This window comes from Clavibacter davisi (assembly GCF_052751415.1).
In genome coordinates this window covers 1809859-1828860 of sequence record NZ_CP199882.1, presented here as the reverse complement: position 1 = coordinate 1828860, position 19002 = coordinate 1809859, and the positions used below count along the sequence as shown (strand labels likewise).

Below are 19002 nucleotides of genomic sequence, written 5' to 3'. Positions count from 1 at the left end.
CATGGCCTCTAGGGGCTCTCGCCCGGCGTCTCCCTAGGCGGCGCACTCCTGGCAGATGGGCCCGAGCTTCTCCTGGTGGTCGATCTGCGAGCGGTGCTTCACGAGGAAGCAGCTCACGCAGGTGAACTCGTCCGCCTGCGGCGGCAGCACCACGGTCTCGAGCTCGAGGTCGGAGAGGTCGGCTCCGGCGAGGTCGAAGCTCCCGGGGTTGTCGGCATCGTCGACGTCCACGACCCCGGACATGCGGTCCGGGACGCGCTCCTTCAGAGCCTCGATCGAGTCGGAGTCGTCCTCCGTCTTGCGCGGGGCGTCGTAATCAGTTGCCATTCCTGTCCACTTCTCGAATAACCGCCGAACGGAATCGGCGGGCACAGTTTGCATGAATCGCATCCGGATAGCAAACCGTCCCAGGGCCCCTCGCGAGGCACCTGATCGGGCGTTCCGATGCGGAGCGCCGGCCCGTGTCCGGGCCTCGGACGCGGACTCACACGGTACACCGTTCGCGCACTAACTGAGTGCCCTCCGGCGCCGCGATCCCGCCTCCCGACGCTCTCGTCCGACACAAGTCGCGGCGCGCCACGCGTATTCCCCGGAAGAGGGGCCGGTTCGTGACATCGTGAATCGTCCAGTGAGCGCGAGAGGCGTGGAACACATGCAGGATCTGAAGATCGTCGGAGTCGAGGACGGCGCCCTCGTCGTCGAGACGGTGGGCGGCGACCGCCACCGCCTCGCCATGGACGACGCGTTCCGCCAGGCGCTGCGCCGTCAGACGGGTGACGGCGGCGCCGTGCGCAAGGCCGCGCCCCGCATCATCCAGTCGTTCATCCGCCAGGGCATGAGCGCGGAGGACGTGGCCCGGGAGACCGGGGCGTCGGTCGAGTACGTGCGCAAGTTCGAGGGACCCGTCGTCGCCGAGCGCGAGCACGTCGTGCGCAGCGCGATGAAGGTCCCCGTCCACACGGCCATCGAGGTCGACCCGATGGGCCAGGGCACGCTCTTCGGCCAGGTCATCGAGGAGCGACTCGAGTCGCTCGGCGCGACCGACGTGCGCTGGAGCAGCTGGAAGGAGCAGCTCGGCGGCTGGGTGGTCAAGGCGTCCTTCACCTCCGAGGAGATCGACCACGACGCGCGCTGGGCCTACGACCCCAAGAAGCACGCCCTCTCCCCCGCCAACAACGAGGCCGTCACGCTCTCGCAGCAGGGCGAGATCCGAGGCGCGCTCATCCCCAGGCTCCGGGCGCTGCCGCCCGAGACGGTGGACACGCACCAGGAGGGCGGCGTCACGCGGTTCGACAGCGGGGCGTTCCGGCTCCCGGAGCCGGCCGCATCCGCCACGCAGGACACCGCGCCCCAGCCGTGGGAGGCGCCGCGGCGCGAGGAGGGCGCCGCCGTGACGCACCTGGGACGACAGGGGAACCACCCCGCCGGGAGCCAGCAGCCGGCCCGCGTCGCCCAGGCCGAGCTGAACGAGACCGCCGACCTGCTCGAGGCGCTGCGCCGCCGGCGCGGGGAGCGCGAGTCCGTGCCGCGCGAGGACGAGGGCGACGCGGCGGACGCGTCGCCGGCCGAGTCCCCGTCGCCCGCCGCGCGCGGCGGCGAGCCGCTCACCCGTCCGCGCGGCGGGCAGCGCGGCGCTCCCCCGCTGCGCTCCGCCGTGGTCCCCGGCATCGGCCGCGGGGAGTCGGGACGCGAGCGCTCGCAGGGCGACGCCGAGGACGAGGGCCTGCGGACCCCCGGCGGCGCCGAGTCGCGCGGATCCGGCAAGGCCTCCGGGCGACGCGGACGAACGGCGATGCCGAGCTGGGACGAGATCGTGTTCGGCGCGCGCAGCGACGACGACCACCTGGCCTGACGGCCGCCCGTCGGATCGGTCCCGGGTCAGCCGCGCGCGAAGGCTCCGGCGCGGATGAGCGGGACCAGCCGCTCCTCGTCCGAGAAGGAGCCGTGCTGGCCGACCATCCGGCGCGCGCCCTGGTCCCGCGGGCGTCCGTCGTAGTAGGCGATGAGCGCGCGCGCGGCCACGACCACGTCGCCGATGCGCGGAGCGACCCCGTCGCGGACCTCGCCGTACCAGTCCGCTGCGAGGGCCTCGTCACGCGTGGCGACATGCGCGCGGCCGCCCTCAGACGCGCGCCAGGCGTCGGCCAGCGCGTCGGCGTCGACACCGGGCTCCAGGTGCAGGTGCAGGCAGCGCGGCTCGCCGGCGACGTGCCGGACGCCCGCCACGAGCTCGGGCACGCGGTCGAAGAGCACGTGCGACTCGGCGGGCACGTCGACGATCCCGTGGTCGGCCGTGACGAGCAGGCCCTCGCGCGCGCCGAGCCGGTCGCGGAACGGGCCGAAGGCGGCATCGAGCTCCTCGAGATCCCGGAGCCAGCGGTCGGACTGCCAGCCGTGGGAGTGCGCGGCCTGGTCGAGCTCCGGGACGTAGAGGTAGACGAGCGCTCGCGGCGTGCGGTCCAGGAGGGCGCGGGTGGTCGCGAACCGGTCCGCCATCGACTCGGCGGGGACGTAGGTCGCGCCACGGAGGGCGGCACGGGAGAAGCCGGACCCGGAGTAGCGCGCCGGGCCGACCGCGAACGCCGGCACGCCCGCCGTGGCCGCGCGCTCGAAGACGGTGGGGACGGGCTGCCACTCCTCGGGGACTCTGCGGGCGTCCCATCCCGAGAGGAGCTTGAGGACGCGGTCGCCCGCGGGGTCGAGCGCGCTGTAGCCCACGAGGCCGTGCTCCCCGGCGCGGACGCCCGTGGTGAACGACGTGATGCTGGCGGCGGTCGTGGTGGGGAACCCCACGTCGACGAGGTCGCGCTTCCGCCAGTCGCGCACGAGGTTCCGCGCGTGTCCGGCCCGCGCGCGGAGGGCGGCGGAGCCGAGCCCGTCGACGAGGACGACCACGGCGCGGTCGACCGGGGGCAGGGACGCCTCGGACCCCTCCCCCGCGAGGGCGGCGAGGCAGCCGGGCAGGACCGCGGTGAGGCTCATCCGGCCGGATCCGGGCGCCGGTAGCATGGGGGCCATCCGGCCCAGTCTGCCACAGCAGCCCGGCGCGCATCCGCGCCGTGACGCCGATCCGACGCAGCGCGATCCCGACCCAGAGAGTCCATGAGTCCCTCCACCACGAACACCACGCCCGACGAGCCCGCCGAGCGGATCGAGGACGTCGACGTCTCCACCGAGATGGAGAACTCGTTCCTCGAGTACGCCTACTCGGTCATCTACTCCCGGGCCCTGCCCGACGCGCGCGACGGCCTCAAGCCCGTGCAGCGCCGCATCCTCTACCAGATGAGCGAGATGGGCCTCCGTCCCGACCGCGGGCACGTGAAGTCGGCGCGCGTCACGGGCGAGGTGATGGGCAAGCTCCATCCCCACGGCGACTCGGCCATCTACGACGCGATGGTGCGCATGGCGCAGCCGTTCACGCTGCGGGTGCCGCTCATCGACGGGCACGGCAACTTCGGCTCGCTCGACGACGGGCCCGCCGCCCCCCGGTACACGGAGGCCCGGCTGGCGGCCTCGGCCCTCGCGATGGTCGAGGGCCTCGACGAGGACGTCGTGGACTTCGTGCCCAACTACGACAACGCCTTCATGCAGCCGGCCGTGCTCCCGGCGGCGTTCCCGAACCTGCTCGTCAACGGCGCCAGCGGCATCGCGGTCGGCATGGCGACCAACATGGTGCCGCACAACCTCATCGAGGTCGTGGGTGCCGCGCGTCACCTCATCGACCACCCCGACGCCTCGCTCGACGACCTCATGGCCTTCGTCCCGGGGCCCGACCTGCCCACCGGGGGCACGATCATCGGCCTGGCCGGCGTCAAGGACGCGTACCTCACCGGCCGCGGCAGCTTCAAGACCCGCGCGCGCGTCTCCGTCGAGAGCCTCACGCCGCGGAAGTCGGGCCTCGTCGTCACCGAGCTGCCGTACCTCGTCGGCCCCGAGAAGGTCATCGAGAAGATCAAGGACGGCGTCCAGAACAAGAAGCTCTCCGGGATCACGAACGTCACGGACCTCACCGACCGCACGCACGGGCTGCGGCTCGTCATCGAGATCAAGACGGGCTTCAACCCGGAGGCGGTGCTCGAGCAGCTGTACCGCTACACGCCGCTCGAGGACGGCTTCAGCATCAACAACGTCGCGCTCGTCGACGGCAGCCCGCAGACGCTGGGCCTGAAGGAGCTGCTGCAGGTCTACGTGGCGCACCGGCTCGACGTGGTCACGCGGCGCACGCGCTACCGGCTCGCCCGCCGGCAGGAGCGGCTGCACCTCGTGCTCGGGCTCCTCATCGCGATCCTCGACATCGACGAGGTCATCCAGGTCATCCGCGGCAGCGACGACACCGACCAGGCGCGCGCGCGGCTGATGGACGTGTTCGACCTGTCGACGCTGCAGGCCGACTACATCCTCGAGCTCCGCCTCCGTCGTCTCACGCGGTTCAGCCGCATCGAGCTGGAGGAGGAGCGCGACCGGCTGCGTGCCGAGATCGCCGAGCTCGAGGCGATCCTCGCGGATCCGCTCCGCCTGCGCGCGCTCGTCTCCAGCGAGCTCCAGGAGGTGGCCGACCGCTTCGGGACGCCCCGGCGCACTCTCCTCACGGAGGCGGCGCCGAGCGTGGCGGGCGCGTCGAGCCGCCGCACGGCGCCCGTGCTCGAGATCGCCGACGTGCCCTGCCGCGTGCTGCTCTCGACGACGGGCCGCGCGGTCCGCGTCGACCTGCCGACGGACGCCCCCGGCACGCCCCTGCAGACAGTGCGCCGCAGCTCGCACGACGCGGTGCTCACGGCGATCGAGACCACGAGCCGCACGCGCATCGGCGCCATCACGAGCACCGGGCGCCTCATCACGATGACGCCCGTCGACCTGCCCGTGGTGCCCGTCGCGAGCGTGCAGCTCGGGGCGGGCGTGCGGATCCGCGACTACCTCGGCCTCACCGACCGGAAGGAGCGGGTCGTCGCTCTCGTCGCGCTCGAGTCCGACGAGGCGATCGCGATCGGCACGCGTCAGGGCGTCGTCAAGCGGGTCGCCCCCTCGTCGCTGCCCGCCAAGCCGGAGTTCGAGGTCATCGCGCTCAAGAAGGGCGACGAGGTCGTCGGCGCGCGCCAGGGCGCCGAGACGGACGAGCTCGTGTTCGTCACCAGCGAGGCGCAGCTGCTGCACTTCCCGGCGGTCTCCGTGCGCCCGCAGGGCGTGCAGGCGGGCGGCGTCGCAGGGGTCAACCTCGCCGCAGGCGCCCGCGTGCTGTTCTTCTCCTCCGTGGCGCCCGAGGGCGCCCAGGTCGTCACCGTCTCCGCGTCGTCGGCGACCATCGCCGGCGTCGACCCCGGGCGGGCCAAGGTGTCCGCCTTCGGGGACTTCCCGCGGAAGGGCCGCGCGACGGGCGGCGTGCGCGCGCACGCCTACCTCAAGGGCGAGGACCACCTGGCCCTCGCCTGGGTGGGCCCCGGCCCGGCGCTCGCGGTCGGCCCCGCCGGCGAGGTGCGGCAGCTCCCGCCCACCGGCATGAAGCGCGACGGCTCGGGCATCCCGCTCGAGAAGGCCATCGGCGGCGTCGGCCAGGCGGTCACCCCCGCCGAGGTCCCGGACGCGGCGTCGGGCGCCGCCGTGGGCGTCGTGGAGCCCGCGGCCGAGGACGGGTCCGCCCCGCTCGAGACGTAGTCCCGGTACGGACGACGACGGCCGCGGATCCCTCGGGGTCCGCGGCCGTCGTCGTCGTGCGCCGGGTGTGGCACCCGCGCGTCACACGTCGATGCGGTCCCGCACGGCGCCGGCTCCGTCGATGATGAACTCCTTGCGCGGCGCCACGTCGTTGCCCATCAGCAGCTCGAACATGCGCGTCGCCGCCTCGGCGTCGTCCACCCGCACGCGGCGCAGCGTGCGGTTGCGGCGGTCCATCGTGGTGGTCGCGAGCTGGTCGGCGTCCATCTCCCCCAGGCCCTTGTAGCGCTGGATGGGGTCCTGGTAGCGCTTGCCCTGCCGCTTCGCCTGCGCGAGCACGGCTGCGAGCTCGCGCTCCGAGTAGGTGTAGATCACGTCGTTGGGCTTCGATCCCGGGTTCATCACCACGACGCGGTGCAGCGGCGGCACGGCGGCGAACACGCGGCCCTCGTCGATCATCGGACGCATGTAGCGGAACAGCAGCGTGAGCAGCAGCGTGCGGATGTGGGCGCCGTCGACGTCGGCGTCGCTCATGATGATGATCTTCCCGTAGCGCGCGGCCGACAGGTCGAACGTGCGGCCGGATCCCGCCCCGAGCACCTGGATGATGGACGCGCACTCCGTGTTCGAGAGCATGTCCGGCAGGGAGGCCTTCTGCACGTTGAGGATCTTCCCGCGGATGGGCAGCAGCGCCTGGTACTCGCTGTCGCGGGCGAGCTTCGCCGTGCCGAGGGCCGAGTCGCCCTCCACGATGAACAGCTCGCTGTTCGCGACGTCGTTCGACCGGCAGTCCACGAGCTTCGCCGGCAGGGAGGAGCTCTCCAGCGCGTTCTTGCGACGCTGCGTCTCCTTGTGCGTGCGGGCCGAGATCCGCGACTTCATCTCGCCGACGACCTTCTCGAGGAGCACGGCCGTCTGCGCCTTGTCCTCGCGTCGGGTCGACTCGAAGCGCTCCGCCATGGCCTTCTGCACCACCTGCGACACGATCTGGCGCACGGCCGGCGTGCCGAGCACCTCCTTCGTCTGCCCCTCGAACTGCGGCTCGGGGAACCTCACCGTGAGCACGGCCGTGAGCCCGGCGAGCACGTCGTCCTTCTCGAGCTTGTCGGTGCCGACCTTGAGCTTCCGGGCGTTCGCCTCGACCTGCGCGCGGACGAACTTGAGCAGCCCCGCTTCGAACCCGGCCTGGTGCGTCCCGCCCTTGGGCGTCGCGATGATGTTGACGAACGACTTGAAGCGCGTGTCGTACCCGGTGCCCCAGCGCAGCGCTATGTCGACGGCGCACTCGCGGGTCAGCTCGGTGGGCACCATGGCGCCGCCGTCGGTGAGGACGGGAACCGTCTCCGTGAACGTGCCCGACCCCTCGAGCCGCCAGGTGTCGGTGAGCGGCGCGTCGACGGCGAGGTGGTCGACGAACTCCGCGATGCCGCCGTCGAAGCGGAAGGACTCGCGCACGGGCTGCTCGCCGCGGAGGTCCTCGATGTCGATGCTGAGGCCCGGGACGAGGAACGCCGTCTGCCGCGCTCGGCCGAGCAGCTCCTCGGTGAGGAAGGACGCGCCGCGGGTGAAGATCTGTCGGTCGGCCCAGTAGCGGATCCGCGTGCCGGTGACGCCCTTGCGCACCTTGCCGACGACACGCAGCTCGCTGCCGGACGTGAAGGGGCGGAACGGCGCGTCGGGGCTCGGCTCCCCCTCGTCGTCGAAGATGCCCGGCTCGCCGCGACGGAACGACATGGCGTACGTCTTCCCGCCGCGGTCCACCTCCACGTCGAGCCGCTCCGAGAGGGCGTTGACGACGGACGCGCCGACGCCGTGCAGGCCGCCCGAGGAGGCGTAGGAGCCGGATCCGAACTTGCCGCCGGCGTGCAGTTTGGTGAAGACGACCTCGACGCCGGACAGCCCGGTCTTCGGCTCGATGTCCACGGGGACGCCGCGTGCGGTGTCCCGGACCTCGACGCTCCCGTCGGCGTGCAGCCGGACGTCGATGCGGTCGCCGTGCCCGCCCAGGGCCTCGTCGACGCTGTTGTCGATGATCTCCCAGAGGCAGTGCATGAGTCCGCGCGAGTCGGTGGAGCCGATGTACATGCCGGGCCGCTTGCGGACCGCCTCGAGGCCCTCGAGGACGGAGAGATGGCGGGCGGAATAATCGGATGCTGCCACGTGCTGTCCTCCATGTGCGTCCGGCGTTCGCCGGACGCGAGCCGATGTCGATCTTAACCGCCACCCGGTGCCTCCCCCTCCGACCCGCCGTCCCCGCTCGCGCCTACGCGCAGAGCGAAACGTCGGGCCCGAGGACAGCAGCCACCCGGGAGCACGTGGTCTACTTGACGCATTCGGCTCGACACACGACCCGACCCGGAGGGGAGCATCACATGACACCGACCGCGACCGAGCGTCCCGTCGACGAGCTCGACAACCACCAGCTCACCGCCAACGACCGCTGCGACAGCTGCGGTGCGCAGGCCTACATCCGAGTCGAGGTCAACAGCTCCGAGCTCCTCTTCTGTGCCCACCACGGCAAGAAGTACCAGGAGAAGCTGTCGGCCATCGCCACGAGCTGGCACGACGAGTCGAGCCGCCTGCTCGACGAGCGGGCCTAGGCACGGACTCCGCGTCGGCTCCGGCCGACGCTCGAAGGGCGCATCCTCCTCGGAGGATGCGCCCTTCGTCATGCGGGGGCACCGGGCCGGTCGGCCCGGAGCCCGTCGTCAGTAGTGGGCGGGCCGCGCCATGACGGTGGCGCGCGCCTCGCGCGCCCAGCCGTCGAGCCGGTCGAGCGTGCCCGAGATGTCCGCGGGGAGCTCCCGGCCGTGACGCGCGAGGGCGGCGGCGAGCAGCTCGTCGGCGAGCCGCGGGTTGAGCGCGAGCACCGGTCCGCCGAGGTGCGTGCCGATCGACGATCCGATGCGCACGCCCTCCTGGCCGCCGCCGTTCCCGGATCCCGCCCGCACGGCCCCGAGGGGCGCGTGGGTGCGGATGTCGAGCGTCGACCCGTGGTTCTCGTAGCCGACGAGCTCGCCGTCGGCCGTGTCGACGACGAGGTCGCCCACCTGCCGGGCGGCGGTGAGCTGCGTGCGGATGGGCAGCACGCCCGCGCCCACGAGCTCTCCCCCGTCGACGAGACGGACGGTCTCGCCCAGCAGCTGGAGGCCGCCGCCCACGGCCAGGAGCGGCACTCCGGACGCCTGGAGGGCGACGAGGTGGGCCGCGTGGGACACGAGGTCCGGCAGCACCGTGCGCTGCGCGGACAGCGGCCCGGATCCCGCGAAGACGATGTCGGCGTCGCCCGGGTGCCCGCCGCCCGGTGCGTGCCGGACGACCTCCGTGCGTATGCCGCGGATGCGCGCGCGCTCGACGAGCACCGTCACGTTCCCGCGGTCCCCGTTGATGCCGAGCTCCTCCGGGTAGAGGTGCAGGATGCGCAGGACGTCGCTCACGCCGGTCCCCCTTCGAGATCCGTCCGCCCGAGGATGCGGCGGATCGCCATCATCTGCTCGTAGTTGACGATCATGGTCTTGACCCCGCGGGACGGCTTCTCCAGCGCGAGGAACGCCTGCACGGCACGGCGGAGGTCGGGCTCGACGCGGCCGACCTCCAGTCCCTCGTAGCCGAAGCGCACCGCCAGCTGGTAGCCCTTCGTGCCCGAGACGACGTCGGCGTGCGTGAGCGCCGAGAGGTCGGTGTCGTAGATCCACGACGGGTCCGGCGTGCCGTCGTCGACCGCGAGCAGCACCTGCTCGGGCGGGTCGCCCAGAGCGTCGAGGTTCATCTGCAGGCTCGCCGGGTTCTTCATCATGATGATCTCGATGTCCTCGTCCCCGGCGCGCAGCACCTCCCCACGTCCGTAGACGGCGGCGACCGAGCCGAGGCCCTCGGCGGCGAGGGCCGGGTCGAACCGGTCGCCGAGCACCCGGCGGGCCGTGGCCAGCGCACCGGCGGCGTCGACGGCGTAGTGCAGTCCGCGGGAGGGGAGGCGGGCGGTCAGATCCCCCGAGGCGAGGCGGAAGACGGCGTCGCGACCCTCGAGCGCCACGGCCTCGACCGCGGCCGGCGCCTCGACGGGTGCCGGATCCTCGGATCCGAAGCGCGGTGCGGATGCGAGCCCGTGCTTGCTGTCGCCGAGCAGGCCCGGGGAGACGCCGAACCAGTCCACGGCGACGCGGCCGGACGACGTCGCGTCCGCGGCGATGGCGTTGACGTTGGCGTCGTCGCGGTTCGCGACCACGGCCTCGGTCGCGGTCGCGGCGATGCGCTCGAGCATGCCGACGACCCGGTCCGGCTCGTGGAAGCGGTTGAGCTGGTCGATCTGGATGTTGAGGAGCAGCACCGTGCGCGGGGTCAGCAGGGCCGAGAGCGCCACCCCGTAGGCCTCGTCGATCTCGAGCACCGCGACGTCGGCGTCCAGGCGTCCCGAGGGGTCGGCGTCCGCCAGCACCGCCGAGGCGATCCCCTGGGGCAGGTTGCCGCCGGAGGGGTTCGTGAAGACCCGGAGGCCGTGGGCCCGGAGGACCGCGGTGAGCATGTGGGTGGTGGTCGACTTGCCGTTCGATCCCGTGACGGCGACCACGCCGTGCGGGAGGTCGGCGATGGTGCGCTCGAGGAAGCGAGGCTCGAGGCGGAGGGCGACGACGCCGGGCACGGCGGAACCGCCGCCGCGGAGACGGGCGGCCCAGCGGGCGGCCCGTCCCGCGGCGACGGCGAGGCGCAGCGGCACGGCCTACTCGAGGTAGTCGCGCAGCGACTGCGAGCGCGACGGGTGGCGGAGCTTGGCCATGGTCTTGGACTCGATCTGGCGGATCCGCTCGCGCGTGACGCCGAACGTGTCGCCGATCTGGTCGAGCGTCTTCGGCATGCCGTCGCCCAGGCCGAAGCGCATGCGGATGACGCCCGCCTCGCGCTCGGAGAGGGAGTCGAGGAGCGACTCGAGCTGCTTCTGCAGCATGGTGAAGCCCACCGCGTCGGCCGGGACGACCGCCTCGGTGTCCTCGATGAGGTCGCCGAACTCGCTGTCGCCGTCCTCGCCGAGGGGCGTGTGGAGGGAGATGGGCTCGCGTCCGTACTTCTGGACCTCGATGACCTTCTCGGGCGTCATGTCGAGCTCGCGCGACAGCTCCTCGGGCGTGGGCTCGCGGCCCAGGTCCTGGAGCATCTGGCGCTGCACGCGGGCGAGCTTGTTGATGACCTCGACCATGTGCACCGGGATGCGGATCGTGCGGGCCTGGTCGGCCATGGCGCGCGTGATCGCCTGGCGGATCCACCACGTGGCGTAGGTGGAGAACTTGAAGCCCTTGGTGTAGTCGAACTTCTCGACCGCGCGGATGAGGCCCAGGTTCCCCTCCTGGATGAGGTCGAGGAACTGCATCCCGCGACCCGTGTAGCGCTTCGCGAGGCTGACGACGAGGCGGAGGTTGGCGCCCAGCAGGTGGCTCTTCGCCCGCTGGCCGTCGCGCGCCACCCAGCGCAGCTCGCGCTCGAGCTCCCGCGAGATGCCGGGGGTGTTCGCCAGCTTGTCCTCGGCGAAGAGGCCCGCTTCGATGCGCATGGCGAGCTCCACCTCCTCCGCGGCGTTGAGCAGCGCGACCTTGCCGATCTGCTTGAGGTAGTCCTTGACGGGGTCGGCGGTGGCGCCCGTGATGGTCGTCGAGTAGACGGGGACGTCCTCGTCCTCCTCCTTGTTCGACAGGACCATGGCGCCGGTCGGCAGCGGTTCGAGCGCCACGGGCGGCTTCGGAGCGCCGTCCTCGACGGCCTCGTCCTCCGAATCGTCCTCGACGGCCGGGACCACGACCTCCTCGGCGTCCTCGTCGGATGCGTCGCCCGGGCCGTCCGTCGCGGGCGCGGCCTTCTTCGCGGCGGTCTTGCGAGGCGCCTTCGCCGGAGCGGCGGCATCGTCGCCGCCGGCAGCGGCCTTCTTCGCGGCAGCGGCCTTGGCGCGAGCCGTGGGCGCCTTGGCGGGCGCGGCCGGCGTCGTCTCCGCGGCGGGCTCGTCAGCGGCGGCGGCGGCCTTCGCGGCGGCGGCCTTGCTCGTGGCCTTGGCCGCGGGGGCCTTGGCGGTGGCCTTCGCCGCCGGGCTCTTCGCGGCAGGGGCCTTGCGGGCGGGGGCGCGCTTGGCGGGTGCCGTCGCCTCGCCCGTCGCGGCGTCGTCTGCCGGGCTGGTCGCGGTCGCCGCGTCCAGCGTGGCGGACGGGGTGGAGGGGGTGGCCATGCGAACACCTTTCGTCCCCACGGGCGACCGGTCGCGCGCTCCGCGGTGGCTCTGCGGGGTGACCTGCCGGAGGTGGGTCGGGGTTGTTTTCGGACATTGCTAGGACCCATGTCAAGTCCGCTGCTCGTGCACCACCGGGGCGGCGCGAGATGCGGGACATGAACGGGTCCGTACCTGATTATTGCACGGATGCCGGCGAGGACGAGCCACCGTCACGCGCGGCGCCGACGACGCCTGTCGAGGTAGGCAACCCAGAGCGGCCCCACCCGCATTCCCTCGTCGGCCATGGCGCGACGCGTCCGCCTCCGGGTGCGGACGAGCATGACGACCCCGAACCCCACCACCAGGTACTGGACCGCGAACGCGACCCGGAACGAGTCGAAGGAGTAGAGGTCGCTCGGCGCGCCGCCGGCGACGCGGATGCCGTCCTGCACGTCGAGGGCGATGCCGATGAGCAGCATCGTCGTGAAGCTCGCGGTGAAGCCGCCCACGTTGACCACGCCCGAGGCCGCCCCGAGGCTCCGCGGCGGGTTGAAGGTGCGCGCGAAGTCGAGGCCGACCTGCGATCCCGTCCCCCCGACGCCGATCACGACGACCATCACGAGCACCGCCCACAGCGGCGGGACGCCGGGCCAGAGGAGCACGACCGCCCAGGCAGCCCCCATCATGGCGACGATGCCGAGGACGAGGTTCGAGCGGCGGAACGGGAACCGGCCGGTGAGGATGCCGATGGACGGCCCGACCACCATGCCCGAGGCCACGATCACGATAAGGATGCCGGACGCGAGCGCCGGGCTGTAGCCGAGTCCCCCGACGAGGAACGGGAAGCCCCAGAGAAGGCTGAACACGCCGCCCGGGGACTGCGTCACGAAGTGCGACCAGAAGCCGAGACGCGTCCCGGGCCGCCGCAGGCTCCGCCCCAGCTCGCGCATCGAGTCGCCCCACGACACCCGGGGCGGCGGCGGATCCCCGGCCGGGCGGTCCCGCACGGCGACCACGACGGCGACCAGCGCCACGACCGCGACGGACGCGGACCCGACGAACGCCGGGGTCCAGCCGGCGGTGTGCAGCACCAGCGAGAGGGGGACGGCCGAGAGCACCTGCCCCAGCTGCCCCACGTTCGCGAACCACTGCGAGAGCACGGGGACGCGCGGGCCGGAGTGCCAGGCGTTGATGAGACGGAGCCCCGACACGAAGGTCATGGCGTCCCCGGCGCCCACGAGCACGCGTCCCGCGACGGCCACCTCGGGGGTGGTGGAGAACGCGAGCGTCAGCTGGCCCGCGACCATGAGGAGCGCGCCGCTCGCCAGCAGCGCGCGCGGGCCGACGCGGTCGATGAGCACGCCGACGGGGATCTGCAGCGCCGCGTACACGACGAGCTGCGTGACGGCGAGCGTGGACAGCAGCGCCGCGGAGACGTGGAACCGGTCGCCGGCCTCGACGGCCGCGACGCCGAGCGACCCCCGCTGCAGGACGGAGGAGAGGTACGCGGCGGTGGCGACGCCGAAGACGATCCGGGCGCGGCGTGTGCTCATCGCCCCGAGACTATCGGCGCGCGACCCGCGTCCCCGGTGCCCTGGGGACGCGGATCAGACCGCTTCGCCGTCCCCCGGACGACGGCGGGCGAGGAACTTCTCGAGCTCCGCGGCGATCTCGTCCGCGGAGGGCAGCGCGCCGTCCTCGTCCGTCAGCGGGGACTTGAGCGGCGTGTCCTCCATGTAGCTGTCGTACCGCTCCTCCAGCGTCGTCACGAGCCGCGCCAGCTCCTGGTTGCCGGCGACCTGCTCGTCGATGCGGCCGACGAAGTCCCGGCCCTCCTCGCGCAGGCGGTCCGTCGGGAAGATGAGCCCCGTGGCGGCGCTGATGCTCTCGAGAGCGGCGACCGCGGCGAGCGGGAACTCGGTGTCGGCGAGGTAGTGCGGCACGAGCAGCACGAACCCGGCCACGGGGTGCCCCGCGTCGTGCAGCCGGTGCTCCACGAGGTGGAGGGCGTTCGCCGGCACCTGCGTGTGCGGCTTCCAGACGGAGAGCGCGTCGATGAGCTCCGTGCGGTTCCCGCTCACGGTGACGTTGATGTCGCGCGTGTGCGGCACGGGCATGGGGATGCTGTGCACCCACGTCGTGGTGGAGACGCGGTAGCGGTCGACGATCCCCAGGACGGCGGCCGTGAACGCCTCCCAGCGGAAGTCGGGCTCGAAGCCCGTCAGCAGGAGGAAGGGCTGGCCGATCTCGTCGTGGGCGAGGTAGAGGGCGAGCCGGGCCGGACGGTAGTCGGCGAGGTGGTCCTGGTCGAAGTAGATGGTGGGGCGGCGGGCGCGGTAGTCGAGCAGCGTGTCGGTGTCGAAGCGGAGGACGTCGCGGTGGCTGAGCGTGTCGAGGAGGTAGGCGCTGACCTGGGATACGCCGGACCCGGCGTCGGAGAACCCCGTGAGGCCGGCGACAAGGGGCAGGCCGGTCGGGACCTCGCCGATGTCGGTGTCGATCTCGTACAGTCCGTCCGCGTCAGCCATGCGTCAACTCTAGGCCGCGCTCCGGGCGACCTCCCGCGGTCACGGCATGCCGCGGTGGCGCCCACAGCGAACACGCGCAGCGCCCGAGCGGGTGGCCGCGGACGGCGCGCAGGCCTCCGTCGATAGGCTCGTGGCCCATGACCACTCCCCTGCTCTCCGTGTCCTCCGACCGCGCCGTCGCGACCACGGCCGACGTCCTCGTCGTCGCCGTCTCCTCCGAGAGGGAGGGCGTCCGCGTGCATGCCCCGGAGGGCCTCGAGCTCGACGTCGCCGGGCTCGTCGCGGTCGGCGTCACCGGCGGTCGGGACGAGGTCACGCGCATCGCCGGCACCGGCACGGCCGCCCGTGCCGTCGCGCTCGTCGGGGTCGGCTCGGCGCGGCTCGACGCGGTGGCCCTGCGGTACGCCGCCGGGACCGCCACGCGTCAGCTGCGCGGGATCGAGAGCGTCGTCCTGGCGCTGCCGGTGTCCTCCCTCGGGGAGCTCACCGCCGTCCTGGAGGGCGCCGCGCTCGGCGTCTACTCCTTCGACTCCTACCGCCACGACTCCCTCGCGGGCCAGAAGGCGCGCGCCTCCGTCATCACGGTCGCCGCCTCGGGCGACTCCTGGACCGCGGACGACGCGGACGAGGCCGTCGCCCGGGCGGTCGCGGTCGCTAGCGCGGTCGCCGGCACGAAGGACCTGGTCAACACCCCGCCGCTCGACCTCTACCCCGCCACCTTCGTCGACGCCGTGCACGCGCGCACGGCGGACCTGCCCGTCGAGGTCCGCGTCTGGGACGAGGAGGCCCTCGCGTCGGACGGCTTCGGCGGCATCCTCGGGGTCGGCCAGGGCTCCACCCGGCCACCGCGCCTCGTCAAGGTCGCCTACTCCCCCGCCGGCGCCACCCGCCACCTGGCGCTCGTGGGCAAGGGCATCACCTACGACACCGGCGGCATCTCGCTGAAGCCCGCCGTCCCCATGATCGGCATGAAGTACGACATGAGCGGAGCGGCCACGATCCTCGAGGTCGTGGTCGCGGCGGCGCGCCTGGAGCTGCCCGTGCGGCTCACGGCATGGCTCTGCATCGCGGAGAACATGCCCTCGGGATCCGCCATCCGTCCCGACGACGTCCTGCGCATGCGCGGCGGCACGACCGTCGAGGTGCTCAACACGGACGCCGAGGGCCGCCTCGTCATGGCGGACGGGCTCGTCGCGGCGAGCGAGGAGCATCCCGATGCGGTCATCGACATCGCGACCCTCACCGGAGCCCAGGTCGTCGCGCTCGGCGAGCGCTACTCGGCGGTGATGGGCGACGACGATCTGGTCGCCCGTCTCCTCGGCGTCGCCCGGGAGCAGGGCGAGCCCATGTGGGGGATGCCGCTGCCGGAGGAGATGCGCGCGCTGCTCAACTCGGACGTGGCGGACATCGCGAACGTCAAGCCGGGGAACCCCGCGGGCGGCATGCTCGTCGCCGGGGTCTTCCTGCAGGAGTTCGTCGGACGCACCAGCGACGCCGAGGACGCACCCCGCATCCCGTGGGCGCACATCGACATCGCCGGTCCGTCACACAACAAGGGCGGCGGCCACGGCTTCACGGGCAAGGGCCCGACGGGCGTCGGGGTCCGCACGCTCCTCGCTCTGGCCGCCGGTTTTACCCGCGCGTAGTAGGCTCGGAGAGGCCTCCTGAGGGGGTCCCGCGCCTGCCCGGTCGGGCGGTCGCATGAGACGACCTTGATGCATACGAGGGAGATCCTGGGTGTCGGAACAGAACTTTGACGTGGTGGTGCTCGGCGGCGGGAGCGGTGGCTACGCAGCCGCCCTCCGCGCGGTTCAGCTGGGCAAGACCGTGGGCCTCGTGGAGAAGGGCAAGCTGGGCGGCACCTGCCTCCACCGCGGCTGCATCCCCACGAAGGCCCTCCTGCACTCGGCCGAGGTGGCCGACGTGTCGCGGGAGTCGGAGAAGTACGGCGTCAACGTCACGTTCGACGGGGTCGACATCGCGCGCGTCACGGCGTACCGCGAGGCCATCGTCGCCAGCAAGTACAAGGGCCTCCAGGGCCTCATCAAGGCCCGCGGCATCACCGTCATCGAGGGCGAGGGCCGCCTCACGTCCGGCACGACCGTGCAGGTCGGCGACCAGACCATCACCGGGAAGAGCATCGTCCTCGCGACGGGCTCGTACTCGCGCACGCTCCCCGGCCTCGAGATCGGCGGCCGCGTCATCACGAGCGAGCAGGCCCTCGAGCTCGACTACATCCCGAAGAAGGTCGCCATCCTCGGCGGCGGCGTCATCGGCGTCGAGTTCGCCTCCGTCTGGCGCTCCTTCGGCGTCGACGTGCAGATCATCGAGGCCCTCCCCCACCTCGTCCCGAACGAGGAGGAGTCGATCAGCAAGCAGTTCGAGCGCGCCTTCCGCAAGCGCGGCATCGCGTTCTCGCTCGGCGTGCGGTTCAAGTCGGTCACGCAGGACGACCAGGGCGTGCAGGTCACGCTCGAGGACGGCACCGCGTTCGACGCCGACATCCTGCTCGTCGCGGTCGGCCGGGGACCCGCCACCCAGGGCCTCGGCTTCGAGGACGCGGGCGTGAAGACCGACCGCGGGTTCGTCCTGACGGACGAGCGCCTGCAGACCAGCGTCCCCGGCGTCTACGCCGTCGGCGACATCGTCCCCGGCCTCCAGCTCGCGCACCGCGGCTTCCAGCAGGGCATCTTCGTCGCGGAGGAGATCGCGGGCAACAAGCCCGTCGTCGTCGACGACATCAACATCCCCAAGGTCACCTACTCCGACCCCGAGGTCGCGAGCGTCGGCTACAGCGAGGCGAAGGCCGTCGAGAAGTTCGGCGCCGACAAGGTCTCCAGCTACGAGTACAACCTCGGCGGCAACGGCAAGAGTTCGATCATCGGCACGGCCGGCTCCGTGAAGGTCGTGCGGGTGCAGGACGGCCCGGTCGTCGGCATCCACATGATCGGCGCGCGCGTCGGCGAGCTCATCGGCGAGGGCCAGCTCATCGTGAACTGGGAGGCCTACCCCGAGGACGTCGCCAACCTGGTGCACGCCCACCCCACTCAGAACGAGGCGCTCGGAGAGGCCCATCTGGCCCTCGCCGGCACCCCGCTGCACGCCCTCTAGCACCCGCCATCACCGACACACAAGCCGGGTCCGGAGTCGGGCCTGAAGGAGACAACCCATGAGCGAATCCGTCAACCTCCCCGCACTCGGCGAGAGCGTCACCGAGGGCACGGTGACCCGCTGGCTCAAGAACGTCGGCGACCACGTCGAGGTGGACGAGCCCCTCCTCGAGGTCTCGACCGACAAGGTCGACACGGAGATCCCCTCCCCCGTCGCGGGCGTGATCGAGGAGATCCTCGTCCAGGAGGACGAGACCGTCGAGGTCGGTGCCGTCCTCGTGCGCATCGGCGACGGCTCGGGCGGCGGCGACGCCCCCGCCGCGGAGCCCGCGGCCGCGGCCGAGCCCGAGCAGCAGGACGAGCCGGCCGAGGAGGCCGTCGACGACCAGGTGACCCCGTCCACCGAGGCGGACGACGACTCCGAGGCGCCCGCGCCCGTCGAGCCCGAGCCCGCCCCTGCGGCCCCGCAGCCGGCCGCGGCCGAGGAGACCCCGGCCCCCGCGCCGGCGGCTCCCGTCGCTGCCGCTCCCGCGCCGGCCGTGGCTCCCGCGCCCGCCGCGGCTCCGGCTCCGGCCCCCGCCGCGTCCGGCAACGCGGGCTACGTCACCCCGCTGGTGCGCAAGCTCGCCAACGAGCGCGGCGTCGACATCGCGTCGGTCACGGGTACCGGGGTCGGTGGCCGCATCCGCAAGGAGGACGTCCTCGCCGCGGCGGAGGCCGCCGCCTCCGCCGTCCGCTCCACGGCTCCGTCGGCGCCCGCCGCCCCGGCCGCGGCTCCCCTCGAGACGTCGCCGCTGCGCGGCACGACGGCCAAGATGTCGCGCATGCGCAAGCTCATCGCCGACCGCGCGGTGGTCTCCATGCAGTCGACGGCGCAGCTCACCTCCGTGGTCGAGGTGGACGTCACGAAGGTGGCCCGCTTCCGCGACCGTGTGAAGGGCGAGTTCCTCGAGAAGACCGGCGTCAAGCTCTCCTTCCTGCCGTTCTTCGCACTGGCCGCAGCGGAGGCACTGCGCGCCTACCCGGTCGTCAACGCGACCGTCGACGGCGACAGCATCGTCTACCCGGATCACGAGAACATCAGCATCGCGGTCGACACCGAGCGCGGCCTGCTGACCCCCGTGGTCAAGGACGCCGAGGGCAAGAACCTCGCCCAGTTCGCGTCGGAGATCGCCGACCTCGCTGCCCGCACCCGCGACAACAAGCTGTCGCCGGACGAGCTGGCAGGCGGCACGTTCACGCTCACCAACACGGGTTCGCGTGGCGCGCTGTTCGACACCCCGGTGGTCTTCCTGCCGCAGTCCGCAATCCTCGGCACCGGCATCGTCACCAAGCGCCCCGTCGTCATCACGGCCGACGGACAGGACACGATCGCCATCCGCTCCACGGTGTACCTGGCGCTCTCGTACGACCACCGCATCGTCGACGGCGCGGACGCCTCCCGCTTCCTCGTCGCGGTGAAGAACCGCCTCGAGGCGGGCGCCTTCGACGCCGACCTCGGCATCTAGCGAACGCACCTGACGGTCGG

Annotated in this window: 14 protein-coding genes; 6 read left to right on the top strand and 8 right to left on the bottom strand. The window is 72.6% G+C overall.

Annotated features, from left to right (window positions below):
- Positions 1-33: 33 nt before the first annotated feature.
- On the bottom strand, positions 34-327 hold the full coding sequence (locus ACU4ZT_RS08675) for a DUF4193 domain-containing protein (protein ID WP_012038342.1): 294 nt from the start codon (positions 325-327) through the stop codon (positions 34-36).
- A 325-nt stretch (positions 328-652) separates the two neighbouring features.
- Between ACU4ZT_RS08675 and sepH the strand changes: the two genes are divergently transcribed.
- Positions 653-1852, top strand: coding sequence for a septation protein SepH (gene sepH, locus ACU4ZT_RS08670; protein WP_445337032.1), 1200 nt, complete (start codon positions 653-655; stop codon positions 1850-1852).
- Positions 1853-1878: 26 nt separating this feature from the next.
- Here the strand turns inward: sepH and ACU4ZT_RS08665 are convergent, their stop codons facing one another.
- Positions 1879-3018 carry an alkaline phosphatase family protein gene (locus ACU4ZT_RS08665; RefSeq protein WP_445337031.1) on the bottom strand — a complete coding sequence of 380 codons (1140 nt, stop codon included), beginning with the start codon at positions 3016-3018 and terminating at the stop codon, positions 1879-1881.
- An 84-nt stretch (positions 3019-3102) separates the two neighbouring features.
- Between ACU4ZT_RS08665 and ACU4ZT_RS08660 the strand changes: the two genes are divergently transcribed.
- The gene (locus ACU4ZT_RS08660; protein WP_063071868.1) at positions 3103-5649 is read left to right on the top strand and encodes a DNA gyrase/topoisomerase IV subunit A; all 2547 of its coding nucleotides are present in this window, start codon (positions 3103-3105) and stop codon (positions 5647-5649) included.
- A gap of 81 nt (positions 5650-5730) precedes the next feature.
- Here the strand turns inward: ACU4ZT_RS08660 and ACU4ZT_RS08655 are convergent, their stop codons facing one another.
- Positions 5731-7809, bottom strand: coding sequence for a DNA gyrase/topoisomerase IV subunit B (locus ACU4ZT_RS08655; RefSeq protein ID WP_414747934.1), 2079 nt, complete (start codon positions 7807-7809; stop codon positions 5731-5733).
- 212 nt (positions 7810-8021) lie between these two features.
- Between ACU4ZT_RS08655 and ACU4ZT_RS08650 the strand changes: the two genes are divergently transcribed.
- A complete protein-coding gene (locus tag ACU4ZT_RS08650; protein ID WP_012038337.1) occupies positions 8022-8249 on the top strand; it encodes a DUF7455 domain-containing protein in 228 nt (75 codons plus the stop codon).
- A gap of 108 nt (positions 8250-8357) precedes the next feature.
- Here ACU4ZT_RS08650 and ACU4ZT_RS08645 read toward each other — a convergent pair whose 3' ends face one another.
- The 5 genes from ACU4ZT_RS08645 to ACU4ZT_RS08625 form a co-directional block, all read right to left on the bottom strand.
- On the bottom strand, positions 8358-9086 hold the full coding sequence (locus tag ACU4ZT_RS08645; RefSeq protein ID WP_063071870.1) for a type 1 glutamine amidotransferase: 729 nt from the start codon (positions 9084-9086) through the stop codon (positions 8358-8360).
- Positions 9083-10363 (bottom strand): Mur ligase family protein, encoded by a 1281-nt coding sequence (locus ACU4ZT_RS08640; protein WP_063071871.1) that lies wholly within the window; start codon positions 10361-10363, stop codon positions 9083-9085. Before ACU4ZT_RS08640 ends, ACU4ZT_RS08645 begins: the two co-directional genes overlap by 4 nt.
- A gap of 3 nt (positions 10364-10366) precedes the next feature.
- Entirely contained in the window at positions 10367-11854 is a 1488-nt protein-coding gene (locus ACU4ZT_RS08635; protein ID WP_445337030.1) for an RNA polymerase sigma factor, read from the bottom strand.
- Positions 11855-12066: 212 nt separating this feature from the next.
- The gene (locus ACU4ZT_RS08630; protein ID WP_445337029.1) at positions 12067-13389 is read right to left on the bottom strand and encodes an MFS transporter; all 1323 of its coding nucleotides are present in this window, start codon (positions 13387-13389) and stop codon (positions 12067-12069) included.
- 54 nt (positions 13390-13443) lie between these two features.
- Positions 13444-14364, bottom strand: a complete 921-nt coding sequence (locus tag ACU4ZT_RS08625) for a proteasome assembly chaperone family protein (protein ID WP_063071873.1) — start codon at positions 14362-14364, stop codon at positions 13444-13446.
- 137 nt (positions 14365-14501) lie between these two features.
- Here ACU4ZT_RS08625 and ACU4ZT_RS08620 point away from each other — a divergent pair, with 137 nt between their 5' ends.
- The 3 genes from ACU4ZT_RS08620 (at position 14502) to sucB (ending at position 18982) form a co-directional block, all read left to right on the top strand.
- Entirely contained in the window at positions 14502-16010 is a 1509-nt protein-coding gene (locus ACU4ZT_RS08620) for a leucyl aminopeptidase (protein WP_445337028.1), read from the top strand.
- Between the two features lie 91 nt (positions 16011-16101).
- The gene (gene lpdA, locus ACU4ZT_RS08615; RefSeq protein WP_063071875.1) at positions 16102-17475 is read left to right on the top strand and encodes a dihydrolipoyl dehydrogenase; all 1374 of its coding nucleotides are present in this window, start codon (positions 16102-16104) and stop codon (positions 17473-17475) included.
- Positions 17476-17533: 58 nt separating this feature from the next.
- Positions 17534-18982, top strand: a complete 1449-nt coding sequence (gene sucB, locus ACU4ZT_RS08610; protein WP_445337027.1) for a 2-oxoglutarate dehydrogenase, E2 component, dihydrolipoamide succinyltransferase — start codon at positions 17534-17536, stop codon at positions 18980-18982.
- Positions 18983-19002 lie beyond the last annotated feature (20 nt).